We start from the raw sequence: 21012 nt of genomic DNA on the forward strand, positions 1-21012 counted from the left end.
AGTTAGCGGAAATGCACGGGGCCGGTCGGGCATAAGCCCGACCGGCCCTAGCAGTCTCGAAATACCGTACATTTCGCTGGCCTCTTATTTGATTTACCGCCCAAGGAGGAACGGGCCGCGTGTTCACCACCGCCTCCACTACCGCCGACAAGCTGTTCCAGATGTTCGCGGCGATCCTGCTGTTCGCCGCTGTCGTCGGTGTGATCCTGTTCATCGCCAGTCGTGTCGCGGGCAAGCGCGACAGCTTCGTGGCGTACCTGTACCTGTCCCCCGTCGTGCTGATGCTCAGCGTGGGCCTCCTCTACCCCGGTCTTCGCACCATCTACGAATCGTTCTTCAACGCCGCAGGTGATGCGTTCATCGGGATCGACAACTACAAGCTCATCCTCACCGACTCGGAGCAGCTGGTCGTGCTCCGGAACACGGCGTTCTGGGTGCTCTTGACGCCGTTCCTGGCGACCGGCGTGGGCCTGCTCTACGCCATTCTGGTCGACAAGGCACGGATCGAGTCGGTCGCGAAGGCGCTGGTCTTCCTGCCGATGTCGATCTCGTTCGTCGCGGCGTCGGTGATCTGGAAATTCATGTACGAGTACCGCCCCGATCAGGGCAACGTGAAGCAGATCGGCCTGGTCAACCAGGTCATCGTCTGGCTCGGCGGCAAGCCGGTCCAGCTGCTGATCGACTCGCCGCTCAACACGTTCCTGCTCATCCTCGTGATGATCTGGATCCAGGCCGGTTTCGCGATGACGCTGCTCTCAGCGGCCATCAAGGCGATCCCGGACGACATCATCGAGGCTGCCCGCCTCGACGGCGTCACCCCGTGGGGCATGTTCCGTTTCGTTACGCTGCCCGCGATCCGGCCCGCGGTGATCGTCGTACTGACGACCATCGCGATCGGAACGCTCAAGGTCTTCGACATCGTGCAGACGATGACCGGTGGCCGTTTCGACACGAGCGTGATCGCCAACGAGTTCTACAGCCAGAGTTTCCGCAGCGCCAACCAGGGTCTCGGCGCCGCGCTCGCGGTCGTGCTGTTCATCCTCGTGATCCCGATCATCGTCTACAACATCCGGCAGCTTCGCCGTTCGGAGGCGTGATGAGCACCGTCACTCCCATCACCACCACGCCACCGCTCACCCCGGAGAAGGTCTCCGCGGCGTCGACGGCGAAGAAGAAGCTCACCTCGCCGTGGGCGTCACTGGCCGCGCTGATCATCGCGGTCCTCTGGACGCTCCCGACGTTCGGTCTGCTGATCTCCTCGTTCCGCCCGGAGCGCGCGATCAAGACGACCGGCTGGTGGACGTTCTTCACCGACCCGAAGGTCACGTTCGAGAACTACCAGGCCGTCTTCGACCCGGACAACATCAACCTGGCCGACTTCTTCCTGAACTCGATCGTCATCACCCTGCCGGCGGTCATCATCCCGCTGTGCCTGGCGTCGCTCGCGGCGTACGCGTTCGCGTGGATGAACTTCAAGGGTAAGAACTTCCTGTTCATCGCGATCTTCGCCCTGCAGATCGTGCCGCTGCAGGTCACCCTGATCCCGCTGCTGTCGCTCTACGTCGACATGGGCATCGCGAACACCTTCTGGACACTCTGGCTGTCGCACTCGGCGTTCGCCCTGCCACTGGCGATCTACATCCTGCACAACTTCATCAAAGAGGTGCCGTCCAGCCTGATCGAGGCGGCCAGGATGGACGGCGCCGGCCACGTGGCGATCTTCTTCCGGGTGCTGCTGCCGCTGCTCACCCCGGCTTTGGCCGCGTTCGGCATCTTCCAGTTCCTCTGGGTGTGGAACGACCTGCTGGTCTCTCTCACGTTCGCCGGCTCCCCGGAGATCTCCCCGATCACCGTCCAGCTGTCCAACCTGAGCGGCACCCGCGGCACCGCCTGGCACCTGCTCTCCGCAGGCGCCTTCGTCTCCATCATCGTCCCCGTGACGGTGTTCCTGCTGCTCCAGCGCTACTTCGTGCGAGGCCTCCTCGCCGGCAGCGTCAAGGGCTGAGCACCGCAACGAGCTGAAGAGACGCATCACCCCTCGAAGGCCGCGCCCCGCCCAGGGTCGCGGCCTTCGTCATTCCTCTTCCTTCTGTTCCTCGTCCGTTTGTTCCTCTTCCTTCCTTGACAAGCAATCACCACACTCCAGCCCAGCAGGATCACGGGGAGCAGGTGGGCCCTGCCCACAGCCGGCGCGAGTCCGGGTCGCAGCGCCTCGCGGGCAGCTGGTTCCAGCGCCAGCATCCCGGCCACGCCACCGGGTACCCGAGCCGCCACCAGCGAGCTCAGCGTCACCGCCACGGCCGCGCCGCCCAGCGCCGCCGAGAGCTGGGTCGACAGGGCCAGCAGGCTGGTACCCCGGGGCGTCTCGGCGCCCTCCAGATCCCGCAGTGCGATCGTCATCGCCGGCATCAGCGTCGCGCCCGAACCGGCGCTGAGCAGCGCCCAGGCCGCCACGATCCACAGATAGCCGGCCCCGCTCATCGTCGCCACGGCAAGGCGGATCGCGAATATCTGATCAGGGAGGCGGAGGAACGCACCGCCGCGCTGAAGGCATCCCTCGCGGACATGCGATCCGGCGCGAAGCTGTGCGAGCTGTAGCTGGGCGGGCTGTAGCTGGGCGGGCTGTAGCTGGGCGGGCTGTAGCTGGGCGGGCTGTAGCTGGGCGGGCTGTAGCTGGGCGGGCTGTGGCTGTAACTTTTCGCGCTCCAGTCGTTACGCCAGGCGGCCGTCTCGGAGGGTGATCACGCGGTCGGCCCGGTCCATCAGCGCCGGGTCGTGGGTGGCCACGAGCGCGGTCATGCCGCGAGCGTCGACCACCGCCCGGAGCAGGTCCATGATGGCGCGTCCGGTGTCCGAGTCGAGCTGGCCGGTGGGTTCGTCGGCGATCAGCAGGTCCGGGTCGTTGGCCAGGGCACGGGCCACCGCGACCCGCTGCTGCTGACCACCGGAGAGTTCGCCGGGGCGCTGGGCGGCCTGACCGCCGAGGCCGACGAGTTCGAGAAGGACGGACACCCGCTCGTCGCGCTCGGCCGGGCGGCGCTTGGACAGCCGCATCGGGATGCTGACGTTCTCGGCGGCGGTCAGGATCGGGATCAGGCCGAACGACTGGAAGACGAAACCGATCACGTCGCGGCGCAGGTCGAGAAGTTCCTGCTCGCCGGCGCCGGTGACCGGACGCCCGGCGACCGTGATGGTCCCGGCGGTCGGACGGTCGAGGCCGCCGATCAGGTTCAGCAGGGTGGTCTTGCCGGCGCCGGAGCGGCCACGGACCGCGATGAGCTCACCCTTCGCGACGGTGAAGGAGACGTCGCTCAGCGCGTGCACGGTCCGGTCCCCGGAGCCGAAGTCACGGCCCACCCCGGCCACGTCAACAACGCTCATCGGTCCTGCTCTCCCAGATCGCGCTTGCCGGACAAGTCGGAAATGTCGCCCAAGTTGGAGGCCCCGCCAGGCAAGGAAGCCCCGCCGGCCTGAGGAGCTGAGCCGGCCTGAGGAGCTGAGCCGGCCTGAGGAGCTGAGCCGGCCTGAGGAGCTGAGCCGGCCTGAGGAGCTGAGCCGGGTCTGACTTCGACGTGGTCCCGTTCCAGATTGAGGCGGACGCGGTCGCGGAGGCTCAGTGCCTCGACGAACGCCGCCGGTAGCTGCAGGCGGCCGGCCCGGTCGAGGACGGCGTACTCCTCGGTCACGTGCTCCTCGGTGCCGTCGGCGGCGATGCGGGCTGATCGGCGTACCTCGGAAGCGGTTTTTCCGTCCCGGATGGCGACCGCTCGCCGGACCTGGCCGGCCACGTTCATGTCGTGGGTGACCACCACAACGGTGACGCCGAGCTCGGCGTTGACGGTGCGCAGCGCGCCGAACACCTCGTCGGCGGTGGCTTCGTCGAGCTCACCGGTCGGCTCGTCGGCGAAGAGCACCTCCGGGTCGTTGGCGAGCGCCACCGCGACCGCGCACCGCTGCTGCTCGCCACCGCTCATCTGATCGGGGCGGCGGCCGGCCTTGTCGGCGAGCCCGACCATGTCGAGCAGCTCCAGGGCACGGGCCTTCTTCAGACCGCCGGCCAGCTTCATCGGCAGTTCGACGTTCTCGTGAGCGGTGAGGTACGGCAGCAGGTTGCGCGCGGTCTGCTGCCAGACGAACCCGACGATCTTCCGCCGGTATTCGAGGCGTCGCTTCGCGGACAGGCCCAGCAGGTCGAATCCGGCGACCCGGGCCACCCCGGCGGTCGGTTCGTCCAGGCCGGACAGGATGTTCAGCATGGTCGACTTCCCGGATCCGGACGCGCCGACGACCGCGAGCAACTCACCCCGGTCGACCACCAGGTCCAAACCCTGAAGAGCGACAACCTCAACACCTTCGGTACGGAAGATGCGCACCAGCCCGTCGCACACGATGTGCCCGCTGAGCCGGTCCTGACCACCGGCGCGGGCCGCGGCTCGTTCGGCTGCACGGACTTCCAACTGGGCAAGATCAACAGCCATCAGGACTGCTCCTCTCCGAGCCGCAGCACCGTGCCGAGGCGCAGGCGGCGGTTGGCGACGTCCTCGACGACGAGGGCGGCGATCACGGCGAGAACCGTGACGGCCAGGACCCCGGCGGCGAGGTACGGGTCGGCGCTGATCTCGGCCGGTACCCCGGCGGTGAAATCGTCGAGGCCGAGCGCGGGGGCGATCAACGCCGGCAGGGCGGCACCGGTGAGTGCGCCGGCAAGCACGGCAACACCGAGCAAGGGTACGAGTTCGAACACCAGCAGTCCCCGGCCCTGACCCGTGGACAACCCGAGGGTGCGCAGGCGGGACAGGGTGCGGCCGCGGGCGGGAGCGCCGGCGAGGACGGTGAGCGCGACGGCGAGCAGGGCGAGCGCGGCCGCGGCGGCCAATCCGGCGGCGAACGTGAAGCTCAGCACCCCGTCGACGCCTCGTTCGTCGAGGCTTTCCCGGTACGCGGCACGGGTGGTGATCGTCGCCGGCATGTTCAGCTCGAAGTCCTCGACGGCCTTGCCGGTGGACTTCAGCGTCTGGGCGCGCTGGCCGTCGTCGGCGGCCCGCCGCACGGTGGCGGCCGACCAGCCTTCGCCGTCGATCAGGACGCGGTTGGGTACGAGCGGCTGGAAGTCCGGGATCAGCATGGCCTGGCTGGGCAGGACCAGGAACTCGCGGATGCCGGTGCCGAGGCCGGGGACGGTGTCGCGGACGGCGGCCACCCGGAACGCGTACCGGCGGCCCTGGATGTCGATCTTGCCACCCGCGCCGATGCGCTCGGCGACCTTCGGGGAGGCAACGGCCGGGACGATCTCCGACGGGCCCGCCTCGGTCAGCTCCGCGGGCAGGTCCAGCCCGGAGGTGGCCGCATCGACCACCATCGCCTGGATCTGCGAGATCAGCGGGCTGGAGTCGCTGCGCACCTCGGCGGCCGACGCGAGCAGCAGCGGCGTGGCCCGGCTGACGCCGTCGATCTCGGCGATCCGTGCCGGGGTGTCCACGGCGAACGAGAAGCCGGTGACCACGGCGTCGGCGGGTACGGCCAGGTCGGCGGCCCGGTCCCGGCCGTGCCCGACGGTGGTGGCGACGGTTCCGGCGAAGATGCCGGTGGCGATCGCGACAACCAGCACGCTGAGCGGCCAGGACCGCATCGGCGCGCCCCGGCCGGCGCCGGCCAGGCCGAGGAACGGGATCGCGCCGCGGGCCCGGGCAGTGAGCCGCCCGGCGGCGCGCAGCGGGAACGGCACGAGCCGCAGCGCGATCAGCGAGGCGGCGACGGCCAGGAGGACGGGCACGGCGATCAGGTACGGGTCGACGCCCGCGCCCGCGTCGATACCGCGGCTGCGCACCAGGTACGCGCCACCGGCGGCCAGCGCGATCAGGAAGAGCTCGCCGGTGATCCGCCGAGGCGAGGGCTTGCTGCCGGCCAGGTCCTGCCGGTGCCCGGTGAAGTCGGGCCGGCGAGCGGCGGCGGCTGCCAGTGCTGCCGGGCTGAGGAGCGCGAGCAGGGTGAACCCGCCAACCAGCAGTGGTTCCCACGGGTCCGGACGGCCCGATGTCAGCAGGCTCGGCACCAGGACACCGGCCAGCCAGCCGATCGCGGCGGCGGGCAGTACGACGAGGACAGCCTCGGCGGCGGCGCGGCCGGCGATCGCGGCGACCGAACCGCCACGGGCCCGGATCAGCGCGTACTCGTTGCGGCGGCGGTCGGCGGCCAGGCGTGCAGCGAGCAGGATCAGGCCGGCCACGGTGGCGAGGATGCCGGTACGGACCACGGCGAGGACGGCCTGGACGGCACGCAGCCGCTTGTCGAAGTCGGCGAGGGTGGTGTCCACGCCGCTCTGCAGGGCGGTCTCGGCGGGCGGGCGCCGGCGGGCCTCCGCGACGGCCGTGGTGAGGGCGGTGACCTGGTCGGCGGTGAGCAGCTGGTCGTCGAGGCGGTACCGCCAGCGCTGCTTGAACTCGCCGGCCACCGACGCGGTCAGTGCGGCGCCGGCCGGGTCGGTGAGCAGGGTGGCCCGGTACCGGGTGTCCTCGAGGATCGACGGACAGGCGACCCGGGCGAGTTTCATGTCGGCCCAGAACGGGGCGGCCGGGTCGACGGGCTCGTAGCGGCCGACGATGCGTACCGTCGCGTCGTCGACCCGGGCATGCAGGGTGACCGAGTCGCCCACAGTGAGTCCGAGGGCTTTCGCCTCGTCGGTGCCGATCATCGCCTCGGAGGGGGATCCGGCGGCCAGGGATCCGGTTGACCGCGGCGCGCGTCCCTCGACGATCCGGGTGGCCTGGTCGGAGCCGGTCTGGCGGCGCAGGCCGACAAGCGACGGGCAGTCCCTGAGGTATTCGCCGCCCACCGTGGCGCTGACCGGGCCGATCTCGGTGATGAACCAGCTCTCGGTGAGCAGCCCGGGCAGCGGGGCCGGCAGCTGCGAGCGGATCTCGTCGAGCTGCGACGCCCGGTCGTCCGGTGCCACCGACCCGAAGTCACGGGCCAGAGTGAACGTCAGGTCCCGGGAACTGGACACCAGTTCGCCGATGTCGGCACGCAGTCCCTCGTCGGTGGTGCCGTTGGCGAGACGCCCGGGGCCTGCGGAGAGGAACGCCGCCAGCCCTACCAGCGCCGCGAGCAGGCCTAACTGGCCGGCGAATGCCCGTACCCTGTGCATGATCATCGCTCTGCTCCCAGGCGCAATCGCGCGGCAGGGAGCCTGCGCGCCGCGGCGGCCGCGGTCGACGCGCTGAGCGCGAGCGCGACGCCCACCAGAAGTGCGACGCTGCCCGCGGTGGGCAGCCAGCCGACCTGCAGAACCGGTTCCGGGACCGGGCGCACCGCGGTCGGGGTGAGTACCAGCAGCGGGGCCATCGCGCCGGCGACCAGGAGACCGACCGCGAGGCCGGCGAGGGAACCGACGCCGGCGAGGAATGCCTGTTCGACGACGAGGGACCGGGCGAGCAGGCGCGGGCCGGCGCCGAGGGTGTGCAGGACGGCGAGTTCACCGGCGCGGCGTCCGGCGGTGGCGCGGGAGTCGGCGGCGATGCCGGCCGCGGCGAGCAGGACGGCGCCGAAGGCGGCGAGGAAGAGGGCCACCCGGGAGCCGGCGCCGAACGGGTCACGGGCCGCTGAGCCGGCGATCTCGGCGCGATCGAGGATGTGGAGGCCGTTCGCTGTCACCGTGGGGTTTCCGTCGATCCACCATTCGGTGGTTCGCGGGGCTATGCCGTAGGCGGTGAAGAGGGTGGCGTCGAGAGCCGGGCGGTCGGCGAGGATCGCCGGGCCGCCGCTGGTGCCGGGGATGCGGTCGACGACCGCGACGACCTTGACCGGGACACTGGCGCTGTTGATCGTCAGGAACGTGGTGGCGCCCTGGACGGCGTTGAGGCCGGTCAGGGCTTCGTGGGTCATCGCTACCGGTACTGGTTCGCGGATCATTACCGGGGTGACGGCGAAACGGCTGGTGGCGGTCAGGGTTCCGTCGCCGGCGGGGCGAGCGCCGGCACCGGAGCGGGTGACCGACTGCCAGTCGCCGTCCTGGCCGGTGATGCGCCAGGTGGTGATGATCGGGTTGCCGAGGAGGTCGGAGGAGGCGACGGGTTCGACGAGGAAGCCGGCGAGGGTGTTCTGTTGTGCTTCGACCCTTTTTCCGATGGTGATCGGTTTGCCGTCGTCGCTGGTGCCCAGGTCTACGCGGTGGCCGTCGGAGAAGACGGCTAGCGTGCGGACCCGGCCGCCCGTCGTGACGATTGTTCCCGATTCAAGTGTCCTGCCGGTGATTTCGGACTTGCGCTCGGCGGCGAGCCGGCCCAGCACTTCGGCCGGCGGGCCGTCCATCGCGTCGTCGCGGCCCCGCATCACGCCGGCGCCCGCCTTCGTGTCCAGCGCGATCAGCTCCGCCGGGTCGCTGCCCGCGGACAACGGCATCGACTCCCGCCAGCCGGGCACGACCGTACGCACCCCCGGCAACGCGGTCAGCTCGGCGAGACGGTTCTCCGGCGCGACACCGCCCTCCTCCACGAGCCGAAGATCCGCCCCGACGGTCTGCTCGGCCTGATCGTCGATGGAGGCACGGGCCGTGCCGGCGAGCGCCCACGACACGGTGGCCGCGGCAACCGCGAGAGCGAGCATGACCATCGGGCCGGCGTGCGCGCGGCGACCCGCCTGCCAGGTGCCGAGCAGTGGGGAGCGGCTCACGCCCCGGTTCAGCCGGGACGCCGCGAACCGGGCGATCGGCGGCAGCAGCCGGACCGCGAGAACCGCGCCGGTCAGCACGCCGAGGGTGGGTGCGGCGGCGAGGAGTGGGTCGATGCCGGCGACGCCCGCTGTGCCGATTTCTCCAGCTGTGCCGATTCCTTCAGCTGTACCGATGCCCCCAGCTGTACCGATGCCCCCAGCTGTGCCGGCTCCCCCTGCCGTGCCGGGGCCTCCGGCTATCGGGGATGAGTATTGGCGCAGCTGGATCCAGCCGAGCACGGCGAGAGCGACCACGACCAGGTCGATCCCGGCCCGGCGGAAGATCGGCAGCCGGGCACGCCCCGCGGTCTCGGCAACGTAGGTGCGTGCCTTGCGCAGCGCCGGCACGGTCAGCGCCAGGATGCCGCCGGCCGCCGCGAGCGCCGCGATCAGCCAGACCGGCCCGGTCAGCACCGGTTCCAGCGGCAGCGCTCCCGGCAGCGGAACCACTCTCACCAGCGCCACCGCGAGGGGCGGCGCGAGCAGCGCGGCCGGCAGCACGAGCACGAGCGCCTCGGCCGCCGCGTACCCGGCCAGCTGCCGCCGGGACGCACCCCGCGCACGCAGCAGCGCCGTCTCCCCACGCCGGGCCTCACCGAGCAGGAGTGCCACCAGGGTCAGGGCGTACCCGCCGAGGACGGCGAGCAGGAGGACCGGGGTGACCAGGGCGGATCGGCGTACCAGGTCGGCGCGCTCAAGCCGCTCGGCAAGCGCCGGAATACCGGTGGTGATGGTCGCGGACGCGGCCAAACCGGTCACTTCCGGCAGTCGCGCGCCCACAGCCGCGACGATCTCCGAGGTACGCACAACGCGCTCGATAGTCACGCCGGTGCGGGTGGTGGCGGGGTTTGCAGTGGCGGGGTTTGCAGTGGCGGAGTTTGCAGTGGCGGGGTTTGCAGTGGCGGAGTTTGCAGTGGCGGAGTTTGCAGTGGCGGGGTTTGCAGTGGCGGGGTTTGCAGTGGCGGGGTTTGCAGTGGCGGTCTGGGTCCCGCCGGGCGGTGTGGCGCCGGCTTCGGTTCCGCTGGCCTGATTTGCCGGGGCCTGAGTTGTTACGGGGGCCTGAGTTCCGCCGGCCTGAGTTGCGCCGGCCTGAGTTGCGGCGGCCTGAGTTGCGGCGAACAGGACGGGTTGCACCAGCCAGCCCGCGGAGGCGCCTTCGGCGAAGTCGGCGGCGAACGTCTTCCCGGAGACCACGATCGGGCCGTGCGTGGCAGTCTGCGGCAGCCGCCCGGAGAAGACATCCGGCAGCAACAGCCAGTAAGGGTCGGTAGCGTCGCGAGGCCGCCACAACCCGGAAACCGTGACCGGAACAATGCGATCCGTACGCCGATCCACCAGCCGAATCGTGTCGCCGGTAACCAGTCCGAGCAGCTCCGCGACCGGCTCGGCGAGGGCGGCGCTTCGTGTGCCGGGCTGCTCAGCTGCCCACTCCCCCGAGGTCAGGTCAGCATGCTCGGCCAGTTCTTCAAGCGCGACCACGTCCGCGTAAACAAGGCCATTCGAGTCGGGGGTCGCCCCAGCCCCAGCCCCGTCAACAGCCCACCCCGACGCATAGGAGGCCCCACTGACCTCCCACCCCCCGTCACCGGCGGAGCCGAGCGCGCCACCGGAACCGGGACTCTCAGCAGAGCCAGGGCTGCCAGGCGAGTTGGCGGAAGGTGTGCTGGCCGAGCCAGGGCCGCCGGTTGAGCTGTCGGCTGGCGCGCCACCGGAACCGGTTGAGCTGTCGGTTGAGCTGTCGGTTGAGCTGTCGGTTGAGCTGTCGGTTGAGCTGTCGGTTGAGCTGTCGGTCTCGCCGTGGGCGGCCCTGTCCTCAGCGGCGCCCTTTTCGTAGGCTGCTCGGATCTTCTCGCCGCGCCCCTCAGCGGCCGCCCCGCGAACCAGCACCGACCGCTCGGCGGGCGCGGCGGCGACAACGGCGGCCTGCACCCCGGCTTCGGCAGCGGCACCCGCATAAGCGGTCAATCCGGCCAGGAGCACGGCAGCGATGAACATGACCGCCGCTCCAGCAGCCAGCAGACCTTTGGCGGCGGCAGCGCGCCGAACGATCAACGCCATGGGGAACCGGGGACGAGCATGGGCACGGATCTTGCCATATGGGAAGCAAACCGGTGGCCCCCACCAACCCGCTGTGATCCTTTCCGCGCCCAGCCACTCCGCCAGACCCGTTCCCCACACGAACCCAGAGCGCGCTTACGACCAGCCGCTCGGTCAGCTCAGGCCCTTCCGCGATCTTGGCAAGTCCCGGCTGCCAATGTGGCTGCCGATGTGGCTGCCGATGTGCGGTCCTTGCCAAGATCGCGGCTTGAGCAGCGAAGGCAGCGCGGCGAACATTGCTGGTCGCCGCGCTCCCTCCGCTCTTACGGCCCGCTCGCTCTCACGGCCCGCTCGTTCTCACGGCCCGCTCGTTCTCACGGCCCGCTCGTTCTCACGGCCCGCTCGTCCTTACGGCTCGCTCGTTCTCATTACTCGCTCGTTCTCATTACTCGCTCGTTCTCACTACTCGCTCTGCTCTTACGGCTGGCTGCGCGGGCTTTCCGGGGCCAGCGTGTCGATGAACTCGTGCGGGTCGTGCAGCTGGGTGGTGCGCCGCGCCTGATCGGCCTGCGCCTTCAGGGTGCTTGCCACCGACGCCCGGTCCGCGCCCGGAATCGCCGACACGATGTTGTAGGCCTTCTCGGCCAGCGCGTATGCCGCCCGGTACTCATGCGCGGCGAACGCCTTCGACGCCAATCCGAGCAGGCCGTCCGCCGTACGCAAGGAGGTCTTGCCCTTGCCGGAAGGCACCGTGGCGGCCAGGCGGTTCGCGGCCTCCCAGTAGGCGGCCGTGAGGAACCGGTCGCTGTTGTCCCGGTCGAACTGGCTGAAGTCCCAGTTCACGTCGATGTAGCTCATCATCGAGTTGTTCTCGTCGCCGGCGTTGACGAAGTAGAACTCCCCGCCAGGGCCGTAGTCGACACCGGTCGTGCTGTCGTAACCGTCGTGCGGGTGGCTCATGCCCAGGTGGTGGCCGACCTCGTGGATCTGGGTGGTGGTGAGGCCGTATCCGCTCGCGACCACCTCCGGGGAGATGAACGAGAAGACGTACGACTGGTCACCTGTCGTGTAGTCGTCGTCGGCGAACCCGAGCGCCGGCACCCCGACACCCTCGGCGACCGCATAGTTGAACAGCGGGATCTCATAGTCGACCTTGCCCTGGTCGTCAAGGGCCCGGTCCAGGTTCTCCTTGTTGTAGAGATACAGGTTCGCGAACGCCGGATAGCCGCTCTCCGGGTAGCAGGACTCGCCCGTCAGCAGCCCGAGGTAACACTGTTCGGCCTGGGCGTCGTAGGGCAGATCCTGTGAGTCGTAGCTGAGCTTGTTGCGCCAGCGCAGCTCGGCCAGCTCCGCTTTGAGCAGGCTCGGCGTCACGTACTGTTCGGAGGCGTCGACACCGGGCCAGCCCTCGTACGTGTTGTCGTCGAGGTTCAGTGACTTCGGCAGCTCCGGCGTCGGCAGCTCCACCGGGTAGAGCGGCGACGTCGTGAAGAGCAGGTTCAGCGCCACGTAGCGGGTGATCTTGCCGAGGTCACCGGCGAGCGCGGCCGGGGAACGGAAGCCGTCGGCCGCGTACTCCCAGGTCGGCGGCATCCGGTAGTCGACGACGCCGTCACCGTCGAGGTCCGGGTTGTCGACGTCGTAGTTGCTGGTCCACGACTCCGGGCCGGCCGACAGGTCGTGGAACCAGACTCGCCGGGTCGCGCCCAGGCCGGTCTCCTCGTCGTCGGCGGTCGTGCCACCCCAGGCGATCATCTTGCGGGAGTCGCGGTTCGCGCCGAAGTCGTAACCCGTGTCCGGGTCCGGCTCGCCGGCCTTCGTGTAGACGTGGTGCTTGAAGTCGGAACGCCCGTACCAGTTTACGAAGAAGACCGTGTTGCGGCGTGTGTCCACGCCCCGGGGCGGGTTGAACGCCAGCCACTTCTCCACGCTGGGCGCGTCGATCGTGGTGTTGTTCGGAATGTCGAGCACGTTGCCGGCCTGATCGTTGTAGGCCTGCTGGTACGCGGTCAGCGGCGCTGCCTTGCCCAGCTTGCTGAGCTGCCCGAAGAACTTGTTCTCGTATGACTTATCGGCGTAGTTGAGTTTGTAGTCGTACTTGTAGGTGATGCCGAGCTTCTCGGTCACCCCGTAGGACAGCCGGGACCGCACCACCGGCTCGTAGGACGGCGCCAGCTCGGCGAGAAAATCGCTCTTGGCGACCTGTGACGGCTCATATCCGACGAAGACCACGTTGACCGGGACCTTCTCGACCAGGCGCGCCTGTCCACCGGGGTTCAGGTAGGACAGGCTCGGCTTCGAGTGGGCGCCGGCGGGTCCCGCCGAGGCCGCCACGAGAGCCGCGACGAGCACTATGACGAACGGGCTTCTCCTTCTCATGTGGACACGCTGTCATCAACCACCACCGATGTGAAGTCCTTGTCCATGCTCACCCCGTGTCGACAACAGTACTTAACGTTCGTCAATGTCCGGAAATAGCAGACCGCTCTGTTGGCGGCCGCACCTTCGCGGCAGTGCTTCGGTGGCCGCGCCTTTGCAGCAGTGCTTCGGTGGCCGCGCCTCGGCAGGCGTGATTCGGTGGCCGTGCTTCGGTGGCAAACTGCTTTGGCGGCAACGTGCCGAGCGAACCGGGGCGTCCCCGCGGCCGCCCGGCAACGCCGCCCGCGCCGAGATCGGCGTACTGGTGGGGTCCAGGGTTGGTGAGTGACGGTCTCGATCGGCCCCCGGCCGATCGTTAGGGGTCGTCACACACCCGCGGTGCGTCTCGGCGAACGGTTGAACCTTGACATCCGGGGTTGCGGCTGCCGACGTGCCCGGCGAACGACCAGGGCGAGGACAGCGGGGTACGCGCCGAGCACCAGCAACCCCGCCCACCAGGGCAACGGGAAGTACCCTGCCGACGGGGCATAGTGCGCCGTCACCTGCGGGTACTCCACGAGCGTCTGACCGGCCGCGAATCCGGCCGCCGGAGTGACCCGCAGCAGCCACTGTGCGATGGGGTCCGGCAGCAGGGCGGTCGTCGCGACGAAATAGGGCACGAAAACCAGCAGCGTCGAGACCGCGACGGCCGCCCAGCGACGCCCGAAAAGCTCACGAAGCTGACCGGTGAGAACCGCGCACAGGGCAAACGCCACACCGAGGCCGATGGCAACCCGTGGCACCGGGACGACGACGCCGACCGCGATCAGGCCGGTGAGGAAACTCGCGGCCGCCATCGTGAGCAGCGGGCGACGTCCCGCCGCGCCCGTGCCGGACGACCGCACCACCGACGCGGCAACCACGAGCACGATGATGAGCGCGATCGGCAACCCGGACAACGCCAAGCGGGTCGTGATCGGAGCCTCCTCGCCGATCGGCCCGATGTCGCCTGTCCCGCTGACCGTGACGACACCGGCCTGCTCGACAGCGCCGGACGCATGGTGCAGCAGCTCCCAGTCCGTCCGGTTCATCTCGCCGACCGGATCACTCGCCCAGTCGCCACCGGGAGTCACGTTGTCGAAGACACCGACCGCCTGGGTGAAGCGGACCTCCTCGACGGACCCGCCGAGAGCTACCCGTCGCAGTGTCAGGTCGCCGGGCGACGTGGCGAAGAGTCCGATCTGGACGGTGTCCGGAAGCCCGTCTAGGAGCGTTGTCCCCACGGTCACCCAGTTCTTGCCGTCGACCGACTCCGAGCCGATGACAGTCGGACCCGAGCGAGTCAGCCGCAACCAGCGCGGCACCCGCTCGGAAACGCCGCCGGGCCGGCCGGCAACGTCGTGCAGATAGTTGTGCTGGAACCGGACGCCGTGGTCACCGGTCATCATCACGGCTGCGTAAGGCGATCCACGTCGCAGTCCGTCTTTCAGGATGAGCCCCACCTTGGCCCAGGGAACCAGCCCGGGCACGATCTCGTCGTGGTCCGGAGGCGGATAGGTGATCGTGCCGGTCATCGCGGTCAGCCGGACCGTGAGGCTTCCCTCGGGGCCGAGATCGCGATGCAGGAACCAGAACTGGTCGGCGACGTCGAGGCCGGCACCTTCTCTGCCGGAACTCCCGGGCCCACCCGCAAGTAACAGGCCCGGCACGACGACGGAGAGGACCGCGACGGCCAGTGCGACGATGCTCCTCTTTCTCATGCCTTCGGTTCTACGCACCCCGGCATGACACCAGCCGAAGCGAACCTGTCATGCCCCTGTTAGGTCCTCGCAGGCATGCTGTTGACATGTTCAGGCTTCGCCGCGGGACCGTGAGTGCACGGTTCACCATCCTTTACGCCAGCGTGTTCCTCGGTTCCGGCGCCACGCTTCTGGCGCTGGCCTTCCTGCTCTCGGGCGTCGAGGTCACCAGCGTCGCACCCACCGGCAGCGGCGGGCCGCTGCCCGCCGTCCAGCAGGACCGCCAGCTGATGACCAGCGCAGCGACGGCACTGCTCATGATGGCGGGTGTCTCGCTCGTGATGGGCCGCATCCTGGCCGGGCGCGTGCTGCGGCCTCTGCGTTCCATCACTGTCGCCACGCGGCGCATCACTGCCGAAAGCCTCGACCACCGGCTCGCCGTCGCTGGCCCGGCCGACGAGGTGAAAGATCTCGCCGACACCATCGACGGCCTGCTGGAACGCCTCGAGGCTTCCTTCGCCGCGCAGCGCCGGTTCGTCGCCAACGCCTCCCATGAACTCCGCACTCCCCTGGCGACCATGCGCGCCTCGCTCGACGTCGCCGCGGCCAAGCCCGATCCACCTCCGGCAACCATGGCCCTCGCCGGCCGCCTCCGCAGCCAGCTCGACCGGGTCGATCACCTGCTCGACGGTTTCCTTGTGCTCGCGCGGGCACAACACGGCGTCCTTGCGGACGCAGAAATCGTGGATCTAGGCGATTTGGTCGCGACCGCGTTGCGCCAGCGAGCATCAGATGTACGCGCGAAGCACTTGACGGTCACCATGAAGGTTCCGCCGGGAACGGCCACACACGGAAGCCCCGCGCTGCTGGCCCGCCTGGTGGAAAACGTGATCGACAACGCCGTCCGCCACAACGAGGACCACGGCTGGATAAGGGCGTCCGGGGTGCACGACACCGGCACGGTGACGCTGACCGTCGAGACCGGCGGCCCACCCCTCGACCAGCGCGACGTCGAACGCCTGGCCCAGCCCTTCGAACGCCTGAACCCCAGTCAAGAACGCATGAACCCGAATCCAGAACGCCTGAGCCAAAATCAACCAGGATCGAGCCAAAATCAACCAGGCCTGAGCCCAAGTCCACCAGGCCAGAGCCCGAGTCCACCAGGCCAGAGCCCAAGTCCACCAGGCCAGTGCCCAGATCAGCCAGGTCCCCTGCAACCCGCTACCCACCCCCACACCACGACGCCGGTGCGCGACACCGACACCACCAGAGTCAGTGGCTCCTCCGGACTCGGTCTGTCCATCGTGGCCGCTGTCGCTACCGCACACGGCGGCCGCCTCGACCTGGCTGCCCGGCCCACCGGCGGGCTTCGGGTCAGGGTCACCCTGGTGGCGCCATGAGAGTGCTACTTGTCGAGGACGACCATGCACTGGCCGAAGTAGTCGTCGAAGGCCTCACCGACAGCGGCATGGCCGTCGACGTGGCGCACGACGGGCTGAGTGCCGCGACGAAGGTCGACCTGGCGCCCTATGACGTCGTCGTGCTGGACCGCGACCTGCCGGGACTGCACGGGGACACGCTCTGCCTCCAGATCACCGAGCGGACCGGCCGGCCGATGGTGCTGATGCTCACCGCCGCGAGCGCCCCCGGCGACCGGGTCAGCGGGCTCACCCTGGGGGCTGACGACTACCTGTCTAAACCGTTCCACTTCCCCGAGCTGATCCTGCGGATCCAGGCTCTTGCCCGGCGCCGGCCGGACGCGCGTCCGCGGGTGCTGTGCGTCGCCGGGATCGAACTGGATCCGGTGCGCCGGACGGCGGTTCGCGACGGGCGGCATCTCGGGCTGTCCGTCAAGGAGTTCGCGCTGCTGGAGGAGCTGATGCGGGCCAGCCCGGGGTTCATCAGCGCGGAGACGCTGCTCGAAAAGGTCTGGGACGAGCACGCCGACCAATTCACCAACACGGTCGCCGTGACGATCGGCCGGGTGCGACGCAAGCTCGGCAACCCGCCGCTGATAACCACACTGCCCGGAGTCGGCTACCGAGTGACCTAACGCCCAACCGCCGACTCGAACCCCAACAACAGCGCCAACCCCAGCCCCAACAACAGCGCCAACGCCAACCCCCAGCAACGCCAGTGCCACCACCACCGCCAGCACCAGCAGCGCCAACCAGCCCAGCCCAGCACCACTTTCACGTTTTATTAACGCCTGTCAGCGGGCATTTCCGCCCTCCCCCATGAAGGATCTTGAGGAGGGAATCGGAAGGACGAACATGGCCACGGTGCGCGAATGGTTGCTCAAAGGACTCGACGAGCAGCCAAAGAACGACCAGCCGCAGAACAAGCAACCACAGAACCAGCAACCACAGAACCAGCAACCACAGAACCAGCAACCACAGAACCAGCAGCTTCAGAACGCGCACCCTGAAACCCAGGCCCACGCCGAAAAGCCACACTCCTGGTGGAAGGTCATGTGTCTCACCGGTGTGGACTACTTCTCCACGCTGGGCTACCAACCCGGCATCGCCGCCCTGGCGGCGGGCGCGCTCTCGCCGCTGGCCACGCTCGTGCTGGTCCTGGTCACGCTGCTCGGCGCGCTGCCCGTCTATCGGCGCGTGGCCGCTGACAGCCCGCACGGCGAGGGCTCGATCGCCATGCTGGTGCGGCTGTTGTCGTTCTGGAAGGGCAAGCTGTTCGTCCTGGTCCTGCTCGGTTTCGCGGCCACCGACTTCATCATCACGATCACCCTGTCGGCCGCCGACGCGACCGCGCACATCGACGAGAACCCGTTCTGGCCGGAGTCGCTGCGTGACCAGCACGTCCTCGTCACGCTGCTGCTGATCGCGCTGCTCGGCGCGGTCTTCCTCAAGGGGTTCACCGAGGCGATTGGTATCGCCGTCGCTCTGGTCGGCGTCTACCTCGCGCTCAACGTGGTCGTGATCGGCGACGCCCTGTGGCAGGTGTTCACCCATCCGCACGCGGTCACCGACTGGACGCACGCGCTGACCACGTCGCACGGCAGCCCGCTTGCCATGGTCGGCATCGCGCTGCTGGTCTTCCCGAAACTCGCGCTCGGCCTGTCCGGGTTCGAGACCGGCGTGGCCGTCATGCCGCACATCAAGGGCACTCTCCCCCAGCGGATCCGGGGCGGGAAACGGCTGCTCACCGTCGCCGCCGGGATCATGAGTGTCTTCCTGCTGACCAGCAGCGTCGCCACGACGATCCTGATCCCGGCGGATCAGTTCGCGCCGGGTGGTGAGGCGAACGGCCGGGCGCTCGCCTACCTCGCGCACCAGAACCTGGGCAACGTCTTCGGCAGCGTCTACGACATCTCGACCATCGCGATCCTCTGGTTCGCCGGCGCCTCCGCCATGGCCGGCCTGCTCAACCTGGTCCCGCGTTACCTCCCCAAGTTCGGCATGGCACCGTCGTGGGCACGCGCGGTCCGGCCGCTGGTGCTGGTCTTCACCGGCGCCGCATTCCTGATCACGGTGATCTTCGATGCGGACGTGGACGCGCAGGGCGGGGCTTACGCAACGGGTGTGCTCGTTCTGATCACCTCGGCGGCGACGGCCGTGACGCTTTCCGCCCATCACCGGGGGCAGCGCAAACGCGCGTGGGCGTTCGGCGCGATCACGGCGGTGTTCACCTATACGACGGTCGTCAACGTGTTCGAGCGTCCGGACGGCGTGAAGATCGCGGCCTGTTTCATCGCGGCGATCATCGCGGTGTCGCTGCTGTCCCGGGTGTTCCGGGCGTTCGAGCTGCGGGTCACCGCGATCGGCGCCGACCCGATCGCCGAGGCGTTCCTGGCCGAGGCGGGCGGCCGGCAGATCCGGCTGATCGCGAACGAGCCGGAGGAGCGCGACGCCCGCGAGTACTCCGCGAAGCTGACCCAGATCATCGCCGACAACGACATGACCGACCAGCGTGACGTGCTGTTCGTCGAGGTCACGGTCCAGGACGCGTCGGACTTCGAGACGGAGCTGCACGTGCGCGGCGAGCTACGGCACGGCCGCTACCGGGTGCTGACCATGGAGAGTTCGTCGGTGCCGAGCGCCCTGGCCGCGCTGTTGCTCTGGGTACGCGACACCACGCACCGGCGTCCGCACATCTACTTCGAGTGGACCGAGGGCAACCCGGTTGCCAACTTCGCCCGCTACCTGATCTTCGGCCAGGGCGAGGTGGCCCCGGTGACCCGCGAGATCATCCGGCAAGCCGAGCCGGACCGAAAACGCCGCCCCCACATCCACGTCGGTTGACCCAAAAGAACAAAAAGCCCAAACCAAAAGGACCAAAAAGGACAAAACCAAAAAGATCCAGAACCGCAACAGACCAGACCCGCAAACCCAGAACAGAACGATCAAAAACCCCGGCGAAACGAAGGCTTCTAAGAAGGCTCAGGCAAAGGCTCCGCCGAAGACACAGGCGCAGACTCCAACACTGGCAACGGCCCACGATCGACGAAACTGAACGTGGTCAACGGCTCCGCGTCACCCACCTCCTGCACGTACAACGCCTTGTCCTGATCACTCCACTGCACATACCCGTAGGCATCGTTGTAGATCCAATACGTGGGCCGGTTCTGGTCATCCCTTTTCGTGGTCTTGACCAGCTCGAACACCGTGCCCTTGGTCGCCGAGCACTCCGCGCCCACCACCTCGGACCCCACATCCGGGATGATCTTCACGCCGACGCAGCGTTCGGCCTTCGGATCCGCCATCGACCGGATCAGATAGTCGACACCCAGCGAGTCCAGTGCGAACAGCGACTTCTCCCCCGTACCGTCGCCCAGCTCGACCTCGCTGTTGTGGATCTCGAGGGCGAGATCGCGATCAACCTCAGCCACGTGGATCAACATCTGCCGGTTGCCACGCAGGATCGCGGCAAGCCGCTCCTCCGGCGTCAACGGCTCCACGGTGGGCGAGGCCACCGCCGACGGAGCGGCCGGCGCCGACGCCACCGATCCACCGGAAGGCAATTCGGATCCGGAAGAAACCGACTCATCGGGCAAATATCGGATCGCGGCCCCAAGACCGCCGGCCAGCAGCACGGCCACGCTCGCTGCCGCGAGCGCCTTCGACCGCCGACGCCCCGAGGGTACGCCCACCAGCGCACCGTGATCAGAATCAGTCGCGACCGGCCCCGCCCCCATCGGCACCACACCCGCCGGCCCAGCACCCGCCGACCCAGTGCCCACCGGTCCAGCACCCATCGGCCCAGCACCCGCCGACCCAGCACCCGCCGGCCCAGCGCCCGCCGGCCCAGCACCCGTCGACGCCGGAACCACCGCCCCCGGAACCGACGACGCCAGCAGGAGATCGAGAAGTTCCCGTGCCGAAGGCCGCTCCACCGGATCCTTGGACAGCGCCCGCTCCACCACCGGAACCAGCGACTCCGGCACCCCGCGCAGATCCGGCGGCTGGGTGAGGATACGCATCGCGGTGGCCGCCGCCGCCTCGGCCGCGAACGGTGTCCGCCCGGTAGCCGCGTACGCGACCACAGCACCCCACGCGAAGATGTCCGCCGCCGCGGTCACAGGCCGCCCGCCCAGCGAGTCGAAACGCTCCGGCGCCATGTACGCGACCGTGCCCACCATCTGGTCGGTCCGGGTGTGCTGGCTGGTCGCCTCGAACGCCCGCGCGATCCCGAAGTCGATCACCTTGATGCCGCCCCGGGCGAAGAGCACGTTGCCCGGCTTCAGATCGCGGTGGATCACCCCGGCGCTGTGGATGGCGGTCAGCGCGGTGGCCACCCCGACCGCAACGCTGTGCAGGGCGGATCCGCTGAGCGGACCCTTGTCCCGGATCTCGGCGGCCAGGCTGGGCCCGTCGACATATTCGACGACCAGGTACGGCGGCTCGTGGTCGGGATCGGCGTCGAGAACCTCGGCGGTGGAGAACGGCGGCACCTGTTGTGCCCGGTTCACCTCGCTGCGGAAGCGCCCCCGGAACTCGGTGTCGGCCGCGTACTCGGGCCGGACCGTTTTGATCGCGACGAGCCGTCCATCCGGGTCACGCCCGAGGAAGACGGTTCCCATGCCGCCTTCGCCGAGCCGGCCGACAAGGTCGTACCGGCCGAGCCGGGCCAGATCCCCCGGCCGTAGCGGCATGCTCATCTGACGCTCTCCCCCTTCGCTGCCACGCAGGCACCGCGACCGGGGATTCTACTC

At 69.0% G+C, this 21012-nt stretch carries 12 protein-coding genes and 1 pseudogene; 5 read left to right on the plus strand and 8 right to left on the minus strand.

Annotated features, from left to right (window positions below):
• Positions 1–161: 161 nt before the first annotated feature.
• Both ACQP2E_RS23450 and ACQP2E_RS23455 read left to right on the plus strand, forming a co-directional pair.
• On the plus strand, positions 162–1097 hold the full coding sequence (locus ACQP2E_RS23450; protein WP_433834018.1) for a carbohydrate ABC transporter permease: 936 nt from the start codon (positions 162–164) through the stop codon (positions 1095–1097).
• Positions 1097–2005: a carbohydrate ABC transporter permease gene (locus tag ACQP2E_RS23455; RefSeq protein ID WP_433825090.1), complete on the plus strand. Its 909-nt coding sequence runs from the start codon at positions 1097–1099 to the stop codon at positions 2003–2005. The genes ACQP2E_RS23450 and ACQP2E_RS23455 overlap by 1 nt, the downstream gene beginning before the upstream one ends.
• Before the next feature lie 26 nt (positions 2006–2031).
• Here ACQP2E_RS23455 and ACQP2E_RS23460 read toward each other — a convergent pair whose 3' ends face one another.
• From ACQP2E_RS23460 to ACQP2E_RS23490, 7 genes and pseudogenes are all read right to left on the minus strand, one after another.
• Positions 2032–2481, minus strand: coding sequence for a hypothetical protein (locus ACQP2E_RS23460; RefSeq protein WP_433825091.1), 450 nt, complete (start codon positions 2479–2481; stop codon positions 2032–2034).
• A 231-nt stretch (positions 2482–2712) separates the two neighbouring features.
• Complete coding sequence (locus tag ACQP2E_RS23465; RefSeq protein WP_433825092.1) at positions 2713–3381, minus strand: ABC transporter ATP-binding protein; 669 nt, start codon at positions 3379–3381, stop codon at positions 2713–2715.
• Positions 3382–3554: 173 nt separating this feature from the next.
• Positions 3555–4478 (minus strand): annotated as a pseudogene (locus ACQP2E_RS23470) (ABC transporter ATP-binding protein); the annotation flags it as partial.
• The gene (locus ACQP2E_RS23475) at positions 4478–7150 is read right to left on the minus strand and encodes an FtsX-like permease family protein (protein ID WP_433825093.1); all 2673 of its coding nucleotides are present in this window, start codon (positions 7148–7150) and stop codon (positions 4478–4480) included. The gene ACQP2E_RS23475 and the pseudogene ACQP2E_RS23470, both read right to left, overlap by 1 nt.
• On the minus strand, positions 7147–10764 hold the full coding sequence (locus ACQP2E_RS23480) for an FtsX-like permease family protein (RefSeq protein ID WP_433825094.1): 3618 nt from the start codon (positions 10762–10764) through the stop codon (positions 7147–7149). Before ACQP2E_RS23480 ends, ACQP2E_RS23475 begins: the two co-directional genes overlap by 4 nt.
• A gap of 456 nt (positions 10765–11220) precedes the next feature.
• Complete coding sequence (locus ACQP2E_RS23485; RefSeq protein ID WP_433825095.1) at positions 11221–13122, minus strand: hypothetical protein; 1902 nt, start codon at positions 13120–13122, stop codon at positions 11221–11223.
• Positions 13123–13487: 365 nt separating this feature from the next.
• Positions 13488–14861 (minus strand): hypothetical protein, encoded by a 1374-nt coding sequence (locus tag ACQP2E_RS23490; RefSeq protein ID WP_433825096.1) that lies wholly within the window; start codon positions 14859–14861, stop codon positions 13488–13490.
• Positions 14862–14947: 86 nt separating this feature from the next.
• Here ACQP2E_RS23490 and ACQP2E_RS23495 point away from each other — a divergent pair, with 86 nt between their 5' ends.
• The 3 genes from ACQP2E_RS23495 to ACQP2E_RS23505 all read left to right on the plus strand — a co-directional run bounded on the left by ACQP2E_RS23495 (position 14948) and on the right by ACQP2E_RS23505 (position 19102).
• The gene (locus ACQP2E_RS23495) at positions 14948–16240 is read left to right on the plus strand and encodes a sensor histidine kinase (RefSeq protein WP_433825097.1); all 1293 of its coding nucleotides are present in this window, start codon (positions 14948–14950) and stop codon (positions 16238–16240) included.
• On the plus strand, positions 16237–16893 hold the full coding sequence (locus tag ACQP2E_RS23500; protein WP_433825098.1) for a response regulator transcription factor: 657 nt from the start codon (positions 16237–16239) through the stop codon (positions 16891–16893). The genes ACQP2E_RS23495 and ACQP2E_RS23500 overlap by 4 nt, the downstream gene beginning before the upstream one ends.
• Positions 16894–17122: 229 nt before the next feature.
• Positions 17123–19102, plus strand: a complete 1980-nt coding sequence (locus tag ACQP2E_RS23505) for an amino acid transporter (protein WP_433825099.1) — start codon at positions 17123–17125, stop codon at positions 19100–19102.
• A 128-nt stretch (positions 19103–19230) separates the two neighbouring features.
• Here the strand turns inward: ACQP2E_RS23505 and ACQP2E_RS23510 are convergent, their stop codons facing one another.
• Positions 19231–20958 carry a serine/threonine protein kinase gene (locus tag ACQP2E_RS23510; protein WP_433825100.1) on the minus strand — a complete coding sequence of 576 codons (1728 nt, stop codon included), beginning with the start codon at positions 20956–20958 and terminating at the stop codon, positions 19231–19233.
• Positions 20959–21012 lie beyond the last annotated feature (54 nt).

Source organism: Actinoplanes sp. CA-015351, assembly GCF_050955685.1.
Classification (GTDB): Bacteria; Actinomycetota; Actinomycetes; order Mycobacteriales; family Micromonosporaceae; genus Actinoplanes.